We start from the raw sequence: 20,340 nt of genomic DNA, 5'->3' as shown, positions 1-20,340 counted from the left end.
GTTATGCCAGGGCTGCTGGAGTTTGATCGTAATTGCCTGATGGTTCTTCGTCTCAGCTTATTGGCTGTGGCGCCATTTGAGGGATGTGCTCTTTTATTGGGTGATCAAGATGATTCTAATAGTGATCAAGGCGGCAGTATCTGGAATGTTCGGCTGATTTGGCCTTGCTGCAATGTATGGGGGCCGGGAATGTTAAGCCTCCCTGAAGGCTCGAATGATCCGAATCTTGGGGCTGAGTTGCTGCCATCACGCAAGTGTCGCTTTGCTTTGGATCCTCGTGAACAGTTGCAGGCTCAACGCTTTGCCAGAGAGCGCAGGTGGCGGGTGTTGGGCAGTGCCCATTCTCATCCTGGCGGTGAGGCTGTGCCGTCCGTTATGGATCATCGCTGGGCCACTGTGCCGTCGTTACTGGTGATCGTGGCTGGTTCAGGCAATGTGCGCGCTTGGTGGCTGACAGGAGTGCAACCTGGCCAGCAGCATGAGGTTGCGCATTTGGGACAGTGGTAAGGGCATAGCTAGCGGCACTCTTTCCCCTATGGGTCTTCACGAAACCGTTGGTCTTGAGCTGAGCCCCGATGAGTTAGAGCGTTTTTTTCGTCTTTGCAGCGGCCTTTGATGATTGGCTCGATTTCGGTTCGCTTGTTGAGCATGGTTTGAACAACGTCTTTTAGAGGCAGAAGATCAAGATTCAAGTTGTGGTTTAGTTCATCAACCAGCCGTAATGGGCTTTGGTTTGTTTAGAAGTTTTGGGAGAGTAGGAAGGCCGATGTGCTTTGTCCCACGCACCAGCCGCCATGCTTCCTCTCGATATCAGTGGTGTTGAGCTCTTGCCCGATGAGATCGCCCGCTTCTCACGGCACCTGGCTCTCCCTGAGGTGGGTCTAGCAGGACAGAAGCGGCTCAAGGCTGCCTCTGTGCTCTGCGTTGGCATCGGTGGTCTTGGCTCTCCGATACTGCTCTACCTAGCCGCTGCAGGTGTAGGGCGTCTGGGTATTGTTGATTTTGATCTGGTGGATCACAGCAACCTGCAGCGCCAGGTGATTCACGGCACAAGCTGGCTTGGTAAGCCAAAAATCGAGTCAGCAAAGGCTCGCATCCACGAGATCAACCCACATTGCCAGGTGGATCTCTACGAGATCGCCCTCAATAGCGACAACGCTCTCGACATCATCCGACCTTATGACATCGTTTGTGATGGTACCGACAACTTCCCCGCCCGTTATCTGGTCAACGATGCCTGTGTGATGCTGGGCAAACCCAATATCTATGGCGCAGTCTTCAGGTTTGAAGGGCAGGCTTCGGTTTTTAATCTCACTAAAGATAGCCCTAACTACCGCGATCTTTACCCTGAACCGCCACCGACAGACATGGTCCCTTCCTGCGCAGAAGGTGGTGTTGTTGGAGTGTTGCCTGGGATCATCGGCCTGATCCAGGCCATCGAAACGGTTAAGATTATCATTGGGATCGGGAACAGCCTCAGCGGTAGGCTTCTGTTATTCGATGCCCTAAAGATGAGCTTCCGCGAGCTCAAGTTGTGCCCTAGCACCGAGAGTCCTGTAATCGATAGGCTGATTGATTATCAGGATTTCTGTGGTATGAATCGCCCAGTCAATGATGATAGTAATGATGGATATTTGGAGAGAATCTCTGTTCAGGACCTTAAAAAATTGATTGATAACGGGGACGCAGAGTTATTGCTTTTGGATGTTCGTGAGCAATATGAATATGAGATTTCTAGTATCGTTGGCGCAGAGTTGATTCCGCTCAGTTATATTGAGAATGGTGAAGCTATAGAACGAATCCGAGAGTTGGTGATTGGGCGCAGATTGTTCGTTTACTGTAAAGCTGGGACTCGCTCTCAAAGGGCGTTGCATGAATTAAAGCGCCACGGCATCGAGGGAGTGAATGTTTTCGGTGGGATGGATGCCTGGACACGGGCATTGAATAGCTCTCCCTCGCGAGGTTGAGTTTCTGTTAGCGCTGCTCATTTAGTGGTGTGAAGAGTTTGGAGAGAACATCAAAGACAGTTGTTATAACTGCTTTGTCTCTAAGTTTTAATCGGGCTGTAATAGCCATGCCTGGTTTGAGTTGATCCAAGCTGAGCTGATCAGGAAGACTTGTTTTGACTAGCTTTAAATCTGCGCTGTAAATCTTTTGGGCTGAATCTCTTGACTCATTGCTAGTCATTGGAGAAAGGGAGATGACTTTTGCTTCCACAGAGCCGAATTCAGATGAAGGAAAAGCATCAACCTCTAGACTGGCAGAAGTTTCAACCTCTACAGGAGCACTGAGTTTTGAAGGAATCCTAACCTTGGCAATTAACTCACGGTCAGGAATTATCGTGGCAACAACTTCTCCGGGTTGGATCCTTTCGCCAGGACTCTGATACTTGACTTCATGGATGAAGCCTTTCACAGGCGCCGTTATTGTAAAGCGCTTTGTTTTAGCTTCTAGCTCTCGAATACTAGCATTGATTTCTTCATTATTTTGCTCTATCTTGTGGAGGGCGTGTTGCTTTTCTACTATCAAGCTTGAGATGGCTAGCTGGCTTTTCTTTACTTGAGTACGTTTTTCTAGAACTTGAGTTTCTTGGATTGCTCCTTCCTCTAAAAGACCAGTTAGCCTTTGAAGTAGATCCTTGTCTAATTTAAGTTGATCTTCACTTTCGAGCATACGATAGTCGTACATTTTCATCTCTTTTTCGCTTTGAAATGCAAGAAGCTTTGAGCGAGTTCTAAGACTATCTAAACGTAAAGCTGTTTCATCATCACCATAGATTATTAGTGGGTCTCCTGATTCAATAGGTTGATGTGGACGAATGAGAATTGAGCTTATTTCTCCTGGATATTGAGCGGCAACTTGTACTGCTGGATTAGCTGTTGCTATCTCTCCTTGAAGCATCACAGTCTCTTCTACTCGTGCGAAAACTGACCAGATGATAATGAAGACTGAGCCAGACCCAAGTGTCCAGATCAATACTCTCGACCAAACAGGCGGAGGTGGTAATAGAGCAAGATCTGCTTGTAGTGAATCCGAAGATGGCTTTTCTTTATTCGAAAGCCAAGGAATATTTATAAGTTTTATTGTATTTAGAGGTCTCACGCTGGTTCCCCAAATTGCGATTGATAAAGTGCGTAATAGCGACCTTTTTCATTCATCAGATCTACATGACTTCCGGTAGAATCTACCCGCCCAGAATGCATTACTATGATTTGATCGGCTTCGACTAATGTTGAGAGTCGATGGGTTATCATTAATACCGTTTTATTGTTGAAATATTCTCTAAGGTTGGTCACAACTTGGCGTTCAGTGTCTACATCTAGAGCTGAGGTTGCTTCATCTAAAACAACCATATTTGGGTTTTCAAGTAGCATCCTTGCCAGTGAAATGCGTTGCCGTTGTCCTCCTGATAATCCAGCACCCTTTTCTCCTATTGGAGTGCTATACCCATAAGGTAATTCCATGATGAATTCATGTGCGCAAGCAATCGTTGCCATCTTTACTACCTTTGCACTTTCTGCTTGGGGATCACCTAAAGCAATATTTGAGAAAATAGTACCTTCAAAAAGCATGCAGTCTTGTGGTACGTACCCGATTTGCTTGCGAAAAGCATAAAGCTCAACCTTAGATATATCATATTTATCTATAAGTATTCGTCCTTTTGAGGGGAGATATAGCCTAGGAATCATTTTCAAGAATGAGCTTTTCCCACAGCCGCTCTGGCCAACAATGCCAACAAATGTACCAGCCTCTATATTTAAGCTTACGGAAGAGAGTACTGGAGCGGCAGTAGATGAGTAGGAAAAACTTACCGAGTCTGCAGTGATTTCTCCTTTTATAGCAGGCATTACGATATTACCTTCTTCATTCTCACTTATTTCAAGCGGTTGGTTGACGATGTCTCCAACTCTTTCCAGAGAAAGAGACATTTCCTGGAAACTTTGCCAGGTAGAAGCAAGCCTAAGCATAGGCTGTGTGACATAGCCACTGATTATTCTAAAAGCAATTAACTCTCCTAGGGTAAGTTCGTTCCTTAAGACCAGCCATGAGCCGATACCGATAATGAGAATACTGCTTACTTTGTTTATCAATTGAAGTGCATTTGAGCTCGATGTATTTGCAAGAACTGCCTTGAAACCTTGATTGATTGAATCTAAGTGTCTATCTTCCCACTGACGCCTGGCTGAAAGCTCTGCATTTTGTAATTTTATTGTTTGGATTCCACTAAGTATTTCAACTAGTAGTGACTGTGTTCGAGAAGTTGCTTCAGCTCTCCGTCTAATGAGCCTTTGTGTAATCGGTGTTATTCCAACTGTGACTAAGAAAAGGAGAGGAACAGTAAGTAGTACTGTAAGAGTTAGAAGTGGGCTGTAGAAGAACATCACTAAGAAATACATGATAGAGAAGATCGCATCAAGTACTGCTGTGAGCGCGGTCCCAGTTAGGAAACGGCGTATATTCTGCAGTTCACCTAATCGACTAGATAGTTCTCCAACAGGTCTTCTGTCAAAGAATCTTGCATTGATTCGCAACATCCTGGAGACAATAGATGAACCGACCCCAATGTCTATTCTGTTAGAGACTTCCACGAATTGGAAAGTTCTCAAGCTGCTAAATATAGTTTCTAGTATTACAAATGTCAGCATTAGTATTACAAGAGGTGTGAGAGCATCAAAAGCTCCCTTGCTGATTACTCGGTCAATAATTTGCTGAAAAAGCAATGGTGTCGCCAGAGCAAAAAGTTGATTTAAGAAGCTAGCTGCAAACACTTCAATGAGTTGTAGTCGATAACGCTTTAGATATGGCATTAGCCATAATAAATTAAATCTCTTTCTAGGCGTGTGTAGGCCGATCTCAACTGATATCACTTCAGGTGCTTGAGCCAGTCGTTCAGATGCTTGAGAAGCTTCTAGTCGTTCAATTCCTTTTAGCGGATTTAGCAGAATTAATTCCTTGGCACTCGTGCCAGCCATGATTGAGCACATCCCATTTTCATCAATCCACAGGCACGGCGTCGGCATCCTCAAGGGATTTTCGACATTGCAACGCACAATCCGTACGGCCAATCCGAGATTATCTAATAATGAAAGTAGCCTGTTGTTCCAATTGATATCATCTTCATCCAAAAGATCAGCAGCACGATTAACAGTATCGCGCCGTGTTGGGAGTTCAAAATGTTGCACTAGCATCCCTATGCAAGAAGCGAATGCTTCTCGCCGATTAGTACCACTTACTAATCGGAAGCCTTTGTAATCCTTTGCCTCCCTTTTTGGGATTAATTCAGGGGCAATTGGGATTGAGTTAATATCGACTGTTTCTTTAGTTTGCGCTTTTGTTGATAGCGATCTCTTTGCATTATGTGGAGTCTGAGTGTATGAAACCTTGTCAGGATCTTTTTTGATTCTAATTAGCCTAGGCCATTCTTTGCCTTTGAAGAATGTGGTGCAAATTTCTTCTGTTATCCTTTGACCAAAAGTGAAGCCATCACGCTCATTGTCGAGATAAACTATCGTTTCATTGCTAATTAGCTTGTCGCCTTTAGCCAAGAAAACTATTCCTTCCCTAGCCTCGCTGTAATGATTAAACCTGCCTAAGGCGTCTTTGCAATCTTCGTAGATTTGAGCTATTTCATAGGGACTTATTTGTTGACGAAGTGAATTCTCTGCAAGTGCATATTGTTGGTTTGAGAGTTTATTGAGATTGGCTAGATAGTACTGACAACGAGTACTTGCCCTGATCTCCTCGACGAAAGGCACGCTTATGATTTGTGAAATTCCAAATATTGCGGGGGCTTGTACTTTTAGTAATGTATGAGACCCAAATGTTCTGCTTGGATCAATAATCCGAACCTCTCCAGATTCTATAAGTATTAGTTGACCCGATTGGTGCTTGGAAGAGTAAATTAGAGAACCTGGCTCCGCATTAACAGAATCCTTCTCGGTTGAAAGTGTCTCGAATAGCTCTTTGTAAGTCTCCAGATTTGTGCTCATTCAGCCATGGTAAACCCGCTGAGATGAAATTTCAACAATTGATTAGCAATCTCCCTCGACTTGCTGCCTAATAAAAGGCCGCCTAGGAATTCCTTGGTTTTATCATCCAGCTCGCTATCAAAGCGATATTCAAGCCTGATTATTGCGTACCAATTATCAGCCGTAAATGGTTCAAATAGTTGCCTTGGTGAGGCCGTGCGAAGTCGAGCAGCTACTTCTGGGTGTGGCGTAGTTAGGTCGACGGGACCAACAATCCCTTGGGTTTTTGCTTCTGGCCCACAGCTATATTTTTCTGCTGCCGATCCAAATTCAGCTTCTCCTGAATCTATTGAATAATAGATGTCATGTGCCTGATCTTCTGATTCTACCCTTATCAAGCTGTATAGAACTCTGTCAAGCCGGTCTTTGTATCTTAGGAATAGTGATTCGCTATTTCCTTCTAATAGCGTGTTGACTACTTGCTTTCGCTTTAGGCGAATGCGAGCAAAATCTACAAATGCTTCTTCATCTTCTTTTAGAAGGTGATCCGCTCTCCACTTTCTTACGGAATCATCATCAGATAGCCTTAGATCTTTCTGTAAAGCAGATACGGCGTCATTATCTGAGAAATCCGCAACATCTTCAGGGAGTTCAAATTGTCTGATGAAGTCTATTTCAGCCTGCGAACGTGCCATGGGCTCAAGCAAGCCATGAAGTGCAATTTGTTGAATCAGTTCACGGTCGTAACACTGCTGCATTTGTGAATGTAAACAGTATTCTTATCTTACCACTCTAAAAAACTCTTGCCTAGATCTTGCCGCAACCTTCTATATAGATTGATCGCGTTCTGGTAATGGCAAGGGTTTGATTGATCTATTCATCCTAGTTCAAGTTGATTATGCGGTTGACACGGATGATCAGTTCCTATTCGATAACACTTGCTTCAGGTGATTTTTTTGGGTCTTTGATGTTGTTTGGCCCCATGGCATTGCTTGCCTCAAAAGGTGCTCTAAGGCCTAGTGTTTTACTGCAATCTCTTAATTGACTAAGCATTACTACATCAGCAAGCACAGGCTCTTCGTTGAGAGCATGTTCAACGATCTTTAGCAAGTCTTCAGCCGCTTTCCTGGCAGGAGAATTCTCATAATGCTCAGCATTGGTTGTTATCACGAAGCTTTCTTGAATCCAGAGCTCCCAGTTGATATCTGTTGATTGTTTATCAGTTAACTCCTTTTCTAGACTGGTTAGTGCCTTGACAAATTTACCGGGCTTCTTGCAAGCCGGCATTGCAAGGCTAAGTAGTGAAATGCCATTGCTATCAAAGCCTGGGAGAAGTGTAAGATCTTGCAGGCCTTGTTCTGAGTTGTCAGAATCCTCGAATGAAAGAGAAGAACTATCACTTCTTATCACTATCAGCTGACCATCACGTGTGGGCATTAGCCATCTGCCATTGAAGTATGCTTCTCGCCTCCTTAGTTTTAATCTTAGGTCACGGTTGACAGCTTTAGCTGTGTTAGTTGCAACCCTTTCTCCGGCCATGGGAATCGCTAGGATCCCAAGTATTGCTACGATTGACATGCCATCTTGGTTGTTTAATGGCTCTATTAACGATTTTAATATCTCTTGGGCATCGTTCTTTCTAGCTTGCATCCAGTCCTGAAGAGATGACATGAAATTTTGTGGGCTCCCGTTCATGTCGGCGGAGGGAATTTGTTCTCGAGCATTTGTTTCTGCTTGAGGCTTGCGATCATCTATCTGCTGGTAGGAGTTTGATTGAGCCGCTAAACTTTCGTCTGGCTTGACATTACTTGAGGTTCTTTTAATAGGATTTTGGCTTTGAGATCTGTTTTCGACAGAGGGCCTTACCTGGTTGGATAGTTCGCTTGCCTGGATATCTTTTTTGTTAGCTGATTGAGTATTTAAGTCATCGCTAACTTCGCCTCCCTGTGTTGTGTCTACAGTTCCTACTTCACCAGAGTTTTCGCTAACTTCAGCTCCCTGTGTTGTGTCTACAGTTTCCGATTCACTTTGACTTTCGTCTTCATTCGTCTCAGATGCTGTTGGGCTAGAGACCTCTCCTGTCTGGACATCAACCTCATCATTGGAGCTATAAGTACCACCACCACTTCCAGAATTTCTCAATGGCGTTGCTACTTCTGATGTTGAAACAGGAATTAGTGGATCTCCTATGATTCCAATTCCTTCATTGTCTGGTGTTAAAGGATTATCTTTGATGGTATCAAAGAACCCTTCGTCAACGATTAGCAAACTGATCAAATCAGTAATGCCGTCGTCATCTAGATCAATTAAATACCCTGACCCATCAATCTGACCTATCTGTGCAAAGTTGAAATTAGCATTAGAAAGAATAGCCTCAATGTTGTCGCCTGAATCAATGCGGACATTTGATATCTTTGATCTCTCTGGGTAGTAATACAGGTCGTAGCTTAATCCAGATAGCCATGAATCCATTTCGCCATGTGTAGCCTCGTTGTAACTGATTTTGCTGGATTCAAAAATGTAAGGCTCACCGGCAGAGTTGGTCTTTAATAGTGTGTCAAGCTTGGCTCCGCCATTTTCCAGTTGCATTTGAATAATGCTAAAGCTCTCCCCTTGGGTGTCAATTGAGAAGTCAAGCTTGCCTATAGGGCTTTCTGAGATAGTTCGATCAGTTAGGAGCATCTCTGACTGGGCTAATAATTCACTCGAGGCCTCTTCCTTTTCTGCTTCAATCAGCAATGCACCCGAACTCTTTGACGCATCGAGCAAGACTAAAGGCTCTCCCTCTTTCTCCTCTCCAAGAATTGCGAGGGAACCTTCCTCAAGTTCTTCAAGGAACTTGTCTAGTTTGGATTCCTCAATGTTTAGCCGTTCAAAGATCTTTACTACTTGCTGTTCAGATTCTTCTAGTTGGTCTGCCTGCTTGTTGAAAATTGCTTTGATCTCAGTGCTATCGCCACGAGTAATCAGGTCGAGCCCTTTTGTTGTTTGAGGAGAGTTGAGCTCTCGGCTAACAGTTATTCTTAAGACACCACTTCCAATTCCACTCGCATCTCCAAAGGCACCCGAGCTGTCTGTTTGGCGAACTACGATACGGTGGTTACCTGTTGGCAGGTCTTTTAGTTGTTGTACTGAATCAGTTAAACGAATTTCGCTAGTTTTCTTGTTTAGCTCGATTAGACCTTCCAGCGAACGTGGCGTTTTGATGCTCCATGAGGCACTGTCTTTTTTGTCGAGATCAATAAATTGATCTGAGAGAGTAAAGAGAATTTTGCTTTGTGGAGTTGTATCTTCTCCAAAGAAACTCTCGTTGATTATAGAGGTCTTGGCACTTTTAAATACAGGAGAACTATTATCTATTGGTATCCATATGATCGACTGTGCACTGTTCTTTGATCCGAACGTATTGCCGCTGGCATCATTTTTGACTCTTGTCTCTGACCAGATCTTAATTGGTAAACCTGCTACTGCTTTCGGGCTCAAATCACGAGGCACCAGCCCTAACTCGTTGGGTGCTATTGATAGCTTCACATTGTCCAAGCTTCCATAGCCTTGGCCTGTGATTTCTTGGAGGCGCTTGAGGTTAATGCTCGCAGTTGTTTGATTTCCTGCTTCGTTGAGTAAGAAGAAATCTTGGTCTTTAAATCCTTCAAGCCTCATGGTGACTCCAGTTGAAAAAGCTTGCAGTTTTAGCAATGCTTCATCACCTTTTTCGTCTTTAAGCTCTAGCGCATTGATTGCAAGTGCAGTGCCTAAATCGAACTCTAGATTTTTCTTGACGCCAAGACCTAATTCAATTGGGCTGAGTGACTGTTGTAGAGCACCTCGGGTTATTATTGTTGGTTCGGATGTTGGTGTAAACAAGACAGATAGCCACTCTGTGTTCTTTGAGTCACCTTCTTGATCTGTGACTTCAAGACGGAATTGCTGAACTATTTCCTCTGTAATCCCCTTTGGAGGTGTAAGTTTGAGGCTTATGTCTCCATTGCTATTTGTAATAACTGATATGCTATCAGCCAATTTAAAATCTTTCACTTCAAGCTTGTTCTCTCCAGGCACCAGCCTGATCGCTAGTTTGTCGCCGTGCATAAGGTCTGGATCGTTGAATAATTTGATTGATGGACTATTCGTTCTTTCTCCTTCGAGTATTTTTTTTCTCTCTTCGCCTGTAATCCATGTTTTTAAGTTGTCCTGTCCCACGATGACAGGCGCATCATTTGTATTTCTGATAATCAGCGGTACCTCTGCGCTTATCTTTTTGCCGCTTAGGTCTGTGGATGTGATTGTGATCGTGAAATTGCCAACCTCGGCATTCTCTGGAGCAAGAATTTCTATGTCTGCACCTGCTTTACTTGAGAACGAATGGATGACACTATTCTTCTGGTCAAATTGTTCCTGATTGCGTCCCCATAGCCCCTCTCTATTAGGACCTTCACCTGCATTTACGCCGATAAGAATATTTTTACTAGGGTCCTCAAGCAAAACATCGAAGCTTAAGAGTTTATCTTTTGCAGCCACCCATTTGTTTTCATCTTCTAGTTTGACTACGCCAACTGGCTGTCCTTGTCCTAAATCAGGAATCGCAGCGGCCTGGAACCTTAAGCCGCCCTTGGCCTCTACAATAGATGGATATAGTGATAGCTTCTTGCTTATCGCTGTGCTGCCTCTTATTAGGCTAAGAGCTGAATTCCAGGAGATATCGAGATCTGCAGTGATTAAGCCTGGGAACTTAGATTCTTCAGTCTGACGACTATCGGTAGCTTCAATTACAACCCTTAATCTTGTTCCAGATGCTTGATCGCTAAGTTCTGCTGGTGCAATTTTGTCGCCGAGAGATCCATCACTTTTTACTGAATAAAAGATTGGTTCTATTAATAGCTTGTCGCTAGCGTCAGGAGCGGCTGAACTGCGATATGCCAATCCTAGCCAATCAACTTCCACTGTTTTATCCGAACCTTCTTTTACGACTTTTGTGATTTCGTAGCTAAGTGTGTCTCCGTAACGACTATCTGGATCAGAAAATATTTTACCTAGATCTAGCCTTGCGTAGCTGTCTTCATTCACGCCAGGTGCCCCATCCTCAATCTTGCCGAGCTCAGATAAATCTGGATTTTTTATAAGCTCAGGAGCGTCATTTACATTCTTAACTTCTAGTTGAATGCGGTAAGTGGCTGTATCGCCACGGTTGTCAACTGCTTGCCATTGCATTCCAATCGTTCCCACATCATCGTTGCCTGGAATTCCGCTCAGAACTCCGCCAGTTCCGGTTGATGACGCTTGATATGTCAACCATGATGGTAAATCAGTGGGTACAATCTGGTCGATACGATCACCTGCATCTGCGTCGCTAAATAGGCCTTCAAGGTTTATTTTCCAACCGCTTTGATCTTGGTCGAGGTTCAATGATTCTTGCCACACGCCACTTCGTATTTTTGTAGCTTCTTTGCGGTTAACAGTAGGAGGGTCATTAATATTCCTTATCGTTAGTTCTAATTTCTTGGTGATCGAAGCACCCATTTGATCGCTAACGCGAAGTTGGATCTCTTGCTTGCCTATTCGATCTTTTCCTTGAGGTTGAATCAAAAGCTCGTTATTGCTGACTTCTGCCATGTTTGCGATGCTTTTGTTCCAATTCGTGCCGTCGCTACTAATTAAGTAGTTCAGCTTGTCTCCATTGATAATATCTTCGTCGCTGAAAGCGTCGTTTAATTTGATCGATGCTTTCTGACGCAAATCTAGCTTTAGAGTGTAAATGGTTTTATTATCAACTATTTTTGTTCCCCAGTCCTTCAATGCAGAGGGGTTGAAAACTGGCTCTGCATTTACGTCGCCAACTTCAAGGCTAACGGGATGTGATGTGGCTTCTCCTAGTGGATCGGTGGCAGTGATTTCAATATTTAACATGCCAACATTGTTGTTGCTTGGCTTCCCGCTAAGGACTCCATTGGCACTTAGGCTCATCCAATCTGGGAGTTTCCCTTTGCTGCCATCTTTATTGATAATGTTCGCTGCGATTGAAAGATCACTTCTCTGATTGTCTGTGTCGATAAATCGCGATCTCAGGTCCCATTCTCCATTTTCGCCTTCTTTGATTCCTTCGAGGTCCTTGGAGATGTGTATTTTCGGCTTGTCATTAACAGGCGTGATGAGTATTTGCACAGTGGCGATATCGCTTTTCATTACTTTCCCATTTTTGCCAATACTTGAGGCTTGAACTTTGAAGGAGTAGTCCCCATTCTTGTCGGTCGGGCTTTGCCAGTGCACTTGATTCCACTGCACATACGGTAGCTTTAGACTGCTTGTAAGAGTTCCTTCTTCGTTTTGATTTAGAGCTGTGCTGTAGGACGGTGCTCCTCTTTCATCTTTGCCTTTCAGGTTAACTAGTTTTGAGCCATCAGGCAGACCCGTGATCTCAAGTTCAAGAGTTTGTCCTGCACCACTCCCCCTGAGCTTGGCATCGATGACACCTTTAAGACTTGCTAGTAGTGGGATTGGTACATCTTCGAGACCTTCCATAACTCCACGCACCTCAAGTAGTGGAACACGTACTGTTGCATTGGCTGCAATTTTTACTTTGGTGATCGCGCCTTCGGCGAGGTCTTCGCCGTCAAGAGAGCGAGCAGCGAGAGAGATTGTTAGCTCTTCATCAATCTCCCCAAGGTAAACACTCAAGCCGTCCAGATCCATTGCCTGAACTTCCCATCGACCATCCTTTAATTGCCGCGCAGGGGCGTTAAATTGTATCTGTGTGGGCAAGTCAACTTGTTTGTCATTGGCATCTATTGATCCAATGATGAGGCTTAGTCGCTCTGATCCGTCTTGGTCGCTAGATGTTAATTTAGGGCTTAGTTTTGTATCGAGCTTGAGCCAGCCATTACTTTCGATGCTGAGGGGAGATGCCAGGCTGCTGGAAATAGCTAATGTGGGCTGATCAGCCATAGGAGTTACGTTGAAACTACTTCTGCTTATCGAAGTAGTTGCTGTATTCCCTGCGCCAGGTGGATGGCTAATAACTTTGAAGTCAAAGCCAAAATTGCCGGCCAGATGTGCGTCTGTCTGCAAACGCCAACCATCAATTGATGTGATAGTTAGCTCTGGCGCCTGTTCATTAAATGTGTGAACTGATTTGTTTGGATCTAATAGCTTGAGGCCCTTTGAAAGGCCTGATATCTGATAACTGAGTGTGTCGCTGTCATGTGCTGCTTTGGCCTTGATTAGGTCAACCAAGGCCACGCCATTGGAATCTTCTTTTATTTCTGGTTGTTTGAGCAGCGTGATGCTTGCCTTGCGAGCATTGCGTGCAAAAGGAAGGTTGAGTTCAACAGTGCTACTACGAGCAATGTTGCCATTGCTAATTTCTCGGCTAATGCGTGTGATCGAGAAACTCAAGTTCTCGATTGGCCCCATCCCCTTGTCAGCCAGATGCAAATTTGGTAGGTCTGAGGCTTTAATTACCACGACCTTTTGCTGCCCTGTTGTTGAAGAGCTAATAGGTAGCCAATTGCTGTTACTTGGTTGTTTGATGACCAGTCCTTCCGGGATCACAAACTCGAGCCGCAATTGTTCTGAGCCGTCTGTATCTTTTAGACCAGTTGTTGAGTCGGGTTGATCAAAGAGACTTCCCAGGGCGAGGCTGCCTCCCTCTCGCAGGGGGCTTGGGTCTTCTTTGGCAATAATTTGGTTTGGGGAATCAGCGATGGCACGAATGGTGATCAGTGCTTTTTGGCTACTAATAGCTGTGTCACCATTTGAGGCTTCAGTTGCAATGGCCTGCCATTGGAATTGAAGGTTGCCTGAAAAATCCTTTGGAGGTACAAGTGTTAACTTGTCAATCTCAGTAGGGCTAAAGCGATAGACTCCATCAACTGATTGAATATTTGTCGGCTTTTGGCCGTTAACAGACCTTTGTAATTTTATTCCAGTAGGAAGTTCACTTAATTCGAAATGGAGGCTCTCTGAGCCATCTTTATCCATCAGCTCGGCCCTCTGCAGTAATTGGCTCAGAGCTACTGGCTTGTCTTCATTGACGATGACGTTGCTGAGTTGAAGTAATGGTTGATCTGCTTCGCTCGTTACATCAAGTGCCAGGCTTGTGAGCGCAGAGCTGATTAGCGAACCGTCAGCCTGTAGCTGACTCATCAGTACTTGCAGGTTGGCATTGCCACTCCAGTGAGGATCTGGGATGAGCTCAAGTTGGCCGCCATTTGCGGCTAGGTCCGCCCAGGTGAATAACCAGTCACCACGAGAATCACGCACCCCAAGAGTTGGAACGATGTCTTTTGGTAGGCCGGCCAATCGGATCAATGTCAGAGCATCAAGTCCACTCTCTGCCCAGCCGTTGCTGTCTTTACTTACCAATTTTAGTGGTGCGGGATCTCCACTTTCCTTTAGCTTCACTCGCATGACTTGGGTTTTTACCCCAGATATGATTTCCTCACCCTTTAGCTGCAGGTCCAGTGGAGCTGCACCGGAAGGTGCGATACGCAAGCCAACGTCGTAGAGGTTGTAAAGCGAGCTTGGATCGCTGTTACTTGATCCGCTTAGTCTTCTGAGTACTGCGTTCTCGGCTGCCCAGCTTGGTTGAGCGGCAAGTGTCTCCAAGCTGCCAAGATTGATAGAACTGAGGAAATCTCCAAGCTTGCGAATTTCATTGGGCTGGCTGATTGCATCGCCATCGTCAAACCAAAGTTGTAGTTGACTCCAGGCTGTATCACTAGCATCAAGCAATTTGTCGTTGTTGTTGTTTAAGCTGGCGAGAGCAGAGCTGCCGCTGAGGAAACTACGTTCGCGGCTTTTACTTTGAAAGTATTCCGATAGCAGCTCTTTGATGCTGCTGATCTTGATATTGCCGTCAGATTGATCATTGCTGGCGTCATTGAGAACAAGAAAAGCTGCATTAAGCTCGCCACTTTTATTGGCTTCGGTTGTTAGCCAGGAGGTTGGAACGGCGCTGGCCTCCGGCATCATGGCAAAGCTGACATCAGAGCCATCACTACTTAGAGAGGTAAGAGGTAAACCTTTGCCCGCTAAGTCGAGAATAAGTGGGTCAATCAGTTTCTGGGAAGCATTTAGTTTTGGAATGTCTCCAGAAATATTGCTGAGGTTGAGGGTTTGCTGTAATGGCGTTGAGCGTGAATCACCGCCGGGTTGATCACTGATTCGGGCGGTGAGGGCGAGACTTAGTGAAGCTCTACTGAGATCGAGAGGTTCCTTGTCTATTGCTACTAGGAAGAGATTGCCACCATTGAGTGGTTGGAATTCATTCAGGCTGCTGTCTGGGGTGCTTTCAGATAAGGGAGGCAATGTGAACAGCGTCATCGTGCCGAAGGCATCTGTTGCGCCAACGGCCTTATAGCTCTCACCTATTTTTTCTGCTAGGGCATAGCCAGCAGGGATGTTGCGCACGGAAAGAGTGAGTGTTTCTGCGGGATTACGCATTCCACTGCCACTTGATCCACGTCGAACGGGGATCTTGAGGGCGCCATTGGTTGGATCGAAATGAAGATTGAGAGCTTCGCGCGAAGCATTAGTGGAGAATTCAGGAGTACGAGCAACTTGGGCAACATCCCAGCCAAATTCAATCTTTTCTACGCTGCTAGCGAGGCCTTTGGCCAGTTCAGTAGACCAGTTATCGCTAGCTCCGTTGTCAATCTCGGCACGGGCGGATGCGATGACAGTTAGGTCGCCTGAAAAGGCACCCCTAAAGCTTTCTGCGCTACGAACTTGCAGTTGGAGATTTGTAGGTAAGGGCTGCTCCTTTTCATCGAGATTGATAAGAAAATGCTGCTTCTGATTGGAATCTGATTGGCTCGTTGTTATCTCTGAACTGCTGCTTGGAACGTTATCGATGCTGATCAGGCTTCCTTCGGGAAGAACAAGTTGCAATTGCAGGCTGCTGGTGCCTTCTGGTAGATCCAGGTTTAGGTTGAGAAGGCTGTCTTCTCCAGAGCGCTGAACTCCTGTAGGCGGTTGAATGATTAATTCAGGGGCTTGTTGGAGCAGAGGGCTTGGCTGCCAGTTCAGAACTTGCGGATTTGAGAATGCCTGAAGGCCATTGCTTGATTCCGTGCTGATGGCCTGCATAACTAGTTCTGCCGCCTGGCTAGATGCGGTGTCGCTTCGTAGTACTGCAGAGCCCCATTCGGCGAGACTAAGTATAAGTTTGTTTCCTTCCTTCTCCCCTAGTGTTTCCCCTTTTGAATCAGTAATTACAAGATCAGATCTGTCGTCCGGAAGTGTTATCTGGTAGCTCAGAACTTCCCTCGGATCTGGGCTTTTTGCTGTCAGAAGGCTGCCAATGGCTGTTAATGAGAATGGATCTTTAGGACCTTCTGTTAATGCCTCCTGCTGCCAGAGTGGTTGATTGGCTATGGGTTCGAGACTGAAATTCAAGAGTTGGTTTACAGCCTCTGAGAGGATTCCAGTCTCGCCTAGTTCTGTTTGTGCAATGAGGTCGAGAGTGAAGTTGCCGATGGCATGAGAATTGTTGGGAACTCTGAATTGCAATTCACTTAATTTCGCTGTAATTTCATTGGCGACACCACTGATTTCCCAGCGTTGTCCAGGATTAGAGTTGGATGTCGATTGAACCGACTGAATCGTTCCTTGAGAATCAATCAGCTCTAAAGATTGCTGGTTGGAGTCTTTCCTCTGCAGGATCAAACGGACACGTTCGCCATCCCGTGGCTTTACGGCCAGTTGAACAAGATCTTTTAGCGGCATTTTGGACCCTTCGCTCAAGCTGACGGAATCGCTCTCCGCAATGAGTTGAGGCTCGTTGGCTTTTCGTTGCAGGTTGAATACAAGATCAAAGCTCGTGGATTCACCGGCTGTATCAGTTGCTGTAAGAGTCGCTTCCCATTGGCATAGGCCTCCAGTTACGGCCAGGCCTAGGCCATGTGTGTTGCCTTGGATTGTTAGGTTGTTGGGATCAAATTGAAAGGCCGTCTGAATGTTCTCGTCTGCGTCAGATTGCCCAAAAAGTTCTGTAGCTCCTTTTAATTCAAGGCTGAGCAGCTCAGCTGGATCGATGCTTAGATCAGGATCACTGAATAGACCAAGAGGTAGTTCAATCTTTGTGCTGCTTTCTTCTGAAAGGGTGATTTGTAGGCCTATTAGTTGATCTGGTTGCTCGGAATTACTTGCGGATGTGATAGCCTTCGCCGCATCAATTCCTTCGCCGCGTAGGTTGGCGAGGAGCTCCTCAGGGCTTGAAATTTGCAAGATTGGTGCACTATTACGGTGCCGCACAAGTAGAGGCACAATGGCTGATGCGGATAGGCCCCCGACGTCAGTAGCTCGCACTCTGAGAATGTGTTCGCCGATTTCGTTGAGCCCTGGCTTGATTATGAGCACGCCTTTTTCTGCATCCCACTGCAGCCATTCAGTGGAAGAATCTGAGGTTTGATTTTGATCGGCAAGATCAATAATTTGACCTGTGCCAGGGTCGAGTTCAACGCGGAGAGACAGAGTCTCTTCTGGGACTATTCCCATGTCCGGGTCGTTGAACCAAGGATTGAGGTCAAAGGTGCGCTCGAGCCCGGTAAATAGAGCATTGGGATTATCTTCACTAGGAGGTAATTCACCAACTGCTGTGGGCTGTTGAAGCTTCAAAAAGTCGGCCAGGGATGAGGTTCTGTAGGGCGCATCGTTAACGTTCTCAACCATGAGCGTCACGGTTTGATCGGCATATAGCCCTGCAGCATCAATGGCACGCACCACCAATTTGTTGGTCCCTACATCAGCAGCACCTGCTGTCCCTGAGAGAGTGCCGCTGTCACGATCGATTTGGATCCAAGTAGGAACGATTTGTTCCCCTTCTGCTACAACCAGCTCGTAATGCAACTGTTCATCAGGATCTACGGCTAGGTCAGGGTCGTTGAAGGTTCCTTCAGGTAGTCGATAGGTGAAGCTTTGGCCCTGGAGGAGATTTGGTGGTGCAATCGCAATTCCTACTTGGGGAGAGTCATTGACGTTCTCGACTTCAACAACAAGTGTTTGTTGGGCTTCTCCACCACGGCCGTCATTGACCCTCACCATGATGTTGAAAATTCCCACGTCAGCATTAGCGGGCCTGCCGCTGAGCAGACCGGTTTGAGGATCAACCTCTAGCCAGCTAGGCGCACTGACTAATGAGTACTGAAGATTTTCATCGTCTTGGTCGCGAAATAGACGGCGCAGATCGTGGCTTAGAGGCGCGTCTTGTAGCACCTCTGGGTTTAAAGCTTCAGCGGCAAGCTCATCGGCTGGTATGGGTACAGGTGGGTCATTGACTTCTCTTACCGCGACGGCGAGATGGCGAATCTTGGCGTTGTCTCCTTCCCCTTTGCTGAGGGTGAAAGCATGGCTGCCAACCTGTGGTTGATCAGGGCTGGCTTGCAGCACCCAGAGGTTTGGGCTGCGGTGATCAAGGATCAGCAGTTCGTCTTTCTTTAAAGAAATCCCGCCTGCTGCTGGAATAAGGGTGGCATCTAGCTGCAAATCTGGATTCTGAGATGGGGTCTCACTCCGGAAGGCCAGACGGGCAAAGAGGGTTTGTGGTTCGTCGCTCTTTAGATAGCCCAGAGGTTTGCCTTGCCCACCATTGGGAAGCGCGGCGGCACCAATCCCAAGCAAGGCTTCCCTCGTTGGTTGTGAATTCGACTCGGGTTCGAGAGTGCTTGGCTTGCCAGTGTTTTGGAAAAGGGGCAGATGCTCGTGATTAAAAACTTGATCAACGGTTAGCTCTTCTGTAATTAATTCCAGAGCAGAGGCTCGCCAGTCGAGATTGAGCTCGAGCCCCACCAAGCCCTTGCCATCGGAGCGACCATCGTGGACATGGATCTCTAGCCAGTGTTTTTGAGGGTCATCAGCATCGGTTTTAAATGTCTGACTGATAACGACGCGGCCATCTCCTACCAATTGAGGCGTGGGTTCAAGATTGACCAGCTTCAACCAGTCTGGTAGAGGAGAGGGAGCTTCTCCAGGGAGAGCGAAGGAGGCGAGCTGCCAAGGCTGCTCACTATTTTCATCTACTTCTGGTGGGTAGTTATCTAGAGGCAGAATTGTTGTTTGATCTTCTAGCCAATTTGTTACTTCAAAGGGAATAGTTAGGGGGTTGCCGTTGTCTTGGAGTCGAGGAGTTCCTGCTTCTGTGAGTGGATTCCAGATCAGAGATTCGAGATTGAAATAGGGCTCTACATCAGGATTGAACCCTTTAGACGAAACGATTGCCTGATCATGGCCAGAACCAAAATCTATTATTGATGCTGAGTTTGTTTCTGTGAGGCTGATGGTGTCGGCATCTGAACTTAGCTCCAGGATCTCGACGCCTTCTGGCAGTTCAATCTGTTGCTTCTGATTGCCCAGGATGCCAGCATCTTTGTAGGCCTTTAAGGCTTTTTTGCTGAAAGTCTCGTCATCAACGCTAGGCCCTGGCCGTGAAGAAATTTCATTTAAAATGTCCTTACTAGATTCAAGCTGATTGTCAGCAGAAATATCAACATCTTCCAGCTCGTTGGTGTAAACCTTGGAGTTCTTGTAGACCAATAATGGGTCGTTAGCGAAATCCTCCCCTAGAAGAGGAGAAAGATTGTTAGAAACCAGCGGCAAGGCCTGGGGTTCGCTGCTAATGAATAAGCCAGAAAGCTCGTCAGATGATGGTTCCGGTTGATCAGTTTGATTGAATTTTTCTGGGCTTGTCGATTGATCATCTATAGCACTTAACTGTGAGCTGTTGAGGCTGCCTAGATCAGTATTAGTGGAATCATAGTAAGGCTCTTCATTGGTTTTACCATTGAGTATTAATTGAGCATCCCAGGGAGTTTTCCCGTTTGAATCGTTGGCAGTGAGACCTGGAACTTCACCTGCTAATGCCTGCACAGAAACATCAAGATCCTGATGCTTTAAGACAACAGAATCACTGCTATTTAAGTCTTGTGATGCTTGGATATTGTTGCTATCAAGGTCAACGGAGGAAGAATTAAGTTCATTCTCGCCTGTGAGGTAGTTGTAGGGAAGCTCTGGAGTAGCGAATGATGTATCAGCAGCTTGAAGGTTGTCATCGATTGGATCGGATGACCAAAAACCTGATGTGGGCTGCTTATCTGTCAATGTTAAGCCGGTAGAGAGTCTTGGAAGACATCGCCTTGCATGTCGTTGTCGTTCGCCTCTTCGTTGCCATCAGCCCCGATTACATCAGTTGTAGTAGGTGATTCAAGGGAGCCGACGTAGTCGCTAGTGGCCTCGACCGCATTTTGATCTTTAAAGGCATCGTTCTCCCATGTTGCACCACCTTGATTATCGAGAGCCTGCCAGGAGAGATCGCCAGAACCCGTGAAAACTTCATCTCCTTGATGAAGGCTGCTATGGAGTGTTTCACCCCAATCACGAT

At 45.9% G+C, this 20,340-nt stretch carries 8 protein-coding genes; 3 read left to right on the top strand and 5 right to left on the bottom strand.

The genetic code is table 11. The features are described 5' to 3' along the window. Positions 1 to 39 precede the first annotated feature (39 nt). The 3 genes from PMIT1303_RS02115 (at position 40) to moeB (ending at position 1,967) form a co-directional block, all read left to right on the top strand. Positions 40 to 507 carry a M67 family metallopeptidase gene (locus PMIT1303_RS02115; RefSeq protein WP_231901248.1) on the top strand — a complete coding sequence of 156 codons (468 nt, stop codon included), beginning with the start codon at positions 40 to 42 and terminating at the stop codon, positions 505 to 507. Beyond that, positions 479 to 616 carry a hypothetical protein gene (locus PMIT1303_RS13905; protein WP_231901247.1) on the top strand — a complete coding sequence of 46 codons (138 nt, stop codon included), beginning with the start codon at positions 479 to 481 and terminating at the stop codon, positions 614 to 616. The genes PMIT1303_RS02115 and PMIT1303_RS13905 overlap by 29 nt, the downstream gene beginning before the upstream one ends. A gap of 178 nt (positions 617 to 794) precedes the next feature. Next, on the top strand, positions 795 to 1,967 hold the full coding sequence (gene moeB / locus PMIT1303_RS02110; protein ID WP_063397335.1) for a molybdopterin-synthase adenylyltransferase MoeB: 1,173 nt from the start codon (positions 795 to 797) through the stop codon (positions 1,965 to 1,967). Positions 1,968 to 1,974: 7 nt separating this feature from the next. On the opposite strand, the gene PMIT1303_RS02105 is transcribed toward moeB, so the two are convergent. The 5 genes from PMIT1303_RS02105 to PMIT1303_RS13710 all read right to left on the bottom strand — a co-directional run. Continuing rightward, positions 1,975 to 3,102: an HlyD family secretion protein gene (locus PMIT1303_RS02105; protein ID WP_156486878.1), complete on the bottom strand. Its 1,128-nt coding sequence runs from the start codon at positions 3,100 to 3,102 to the stop codon at positions 1,975 to 1,977. Beyond that, the gene (locus PMIT1303_RS02100) at positions 3,099 to 5,990 is read right to left on the bottom strand and encodes a peptidase domain-containing ABC transporter (RefSeq protein WP_063397333.1); all 2,892 of its coding nucleotides are present in this window, start codon (positions 5,988 to 5,990) and stop codon (positions 3,099 to 3,101) included. Before PMIT1303_RS02100 ends, PMIT1303_RS02105 begins: the two co-directional genes overlap by 4 nt. Further along, positions 5,987 to 6,664 (bottom strand): peptidylprolyl isomerase, encoded by a 678-nt coding sequence (locus PMIT1303_RS02095; RefSeq protein WP_063397332.1) that lies wholly within the window; start codon positions 6,662 to 6,664, stop codon positions 5,987 to 5,989. The genes PMIT1303_RS02100 and PMIT1303_RS02095 overlap by 4 nt, the downstream gene beginning before the upstream one ends. Positions 6,665 to 6,893: 229 nt before the next feature. Then, positions 6,894 to 20,060 (bottom strand): putative Ig domain-containing protein, encoded by a 13,167-nt coding sequence (locus PMIT1303_RS02090; protein ID WP_063397331.1) that lies wholly within the window; start codon positions 20,058 to 20,060, stop codon positions 6,894 to 6,896. A gap of 2 nt (positions 20,061 to 20,062) precedes the next feature. Next, positions 20,063 to 20,340 (bottom strand): hypothetical protein (locus PMIT1303_RS13710; RefSeq protein ID WP_197459740.1); only part of this gene is annotated, 278 nt, incomplete at its 5' end.

Origin of the sequence: Prochlorococcus sp. MIT 1303 (genome assembly GCF_001631965.1) — a bacterium.
In the GTDB taxonomy this organism is placed as follows: domain Bacteria; phylum Cyanobacteriota; class Cyanobacteriia; order PCC-6307; family Cyanobiaceae; genus Prochlorococcus; species Prochlorococcus marinus_D.
The sequence above is the reverse complement of the archived record's forward strand: the minus strand, read 5'-3'. Positions and strand labels throughout refer to the sequence as shown.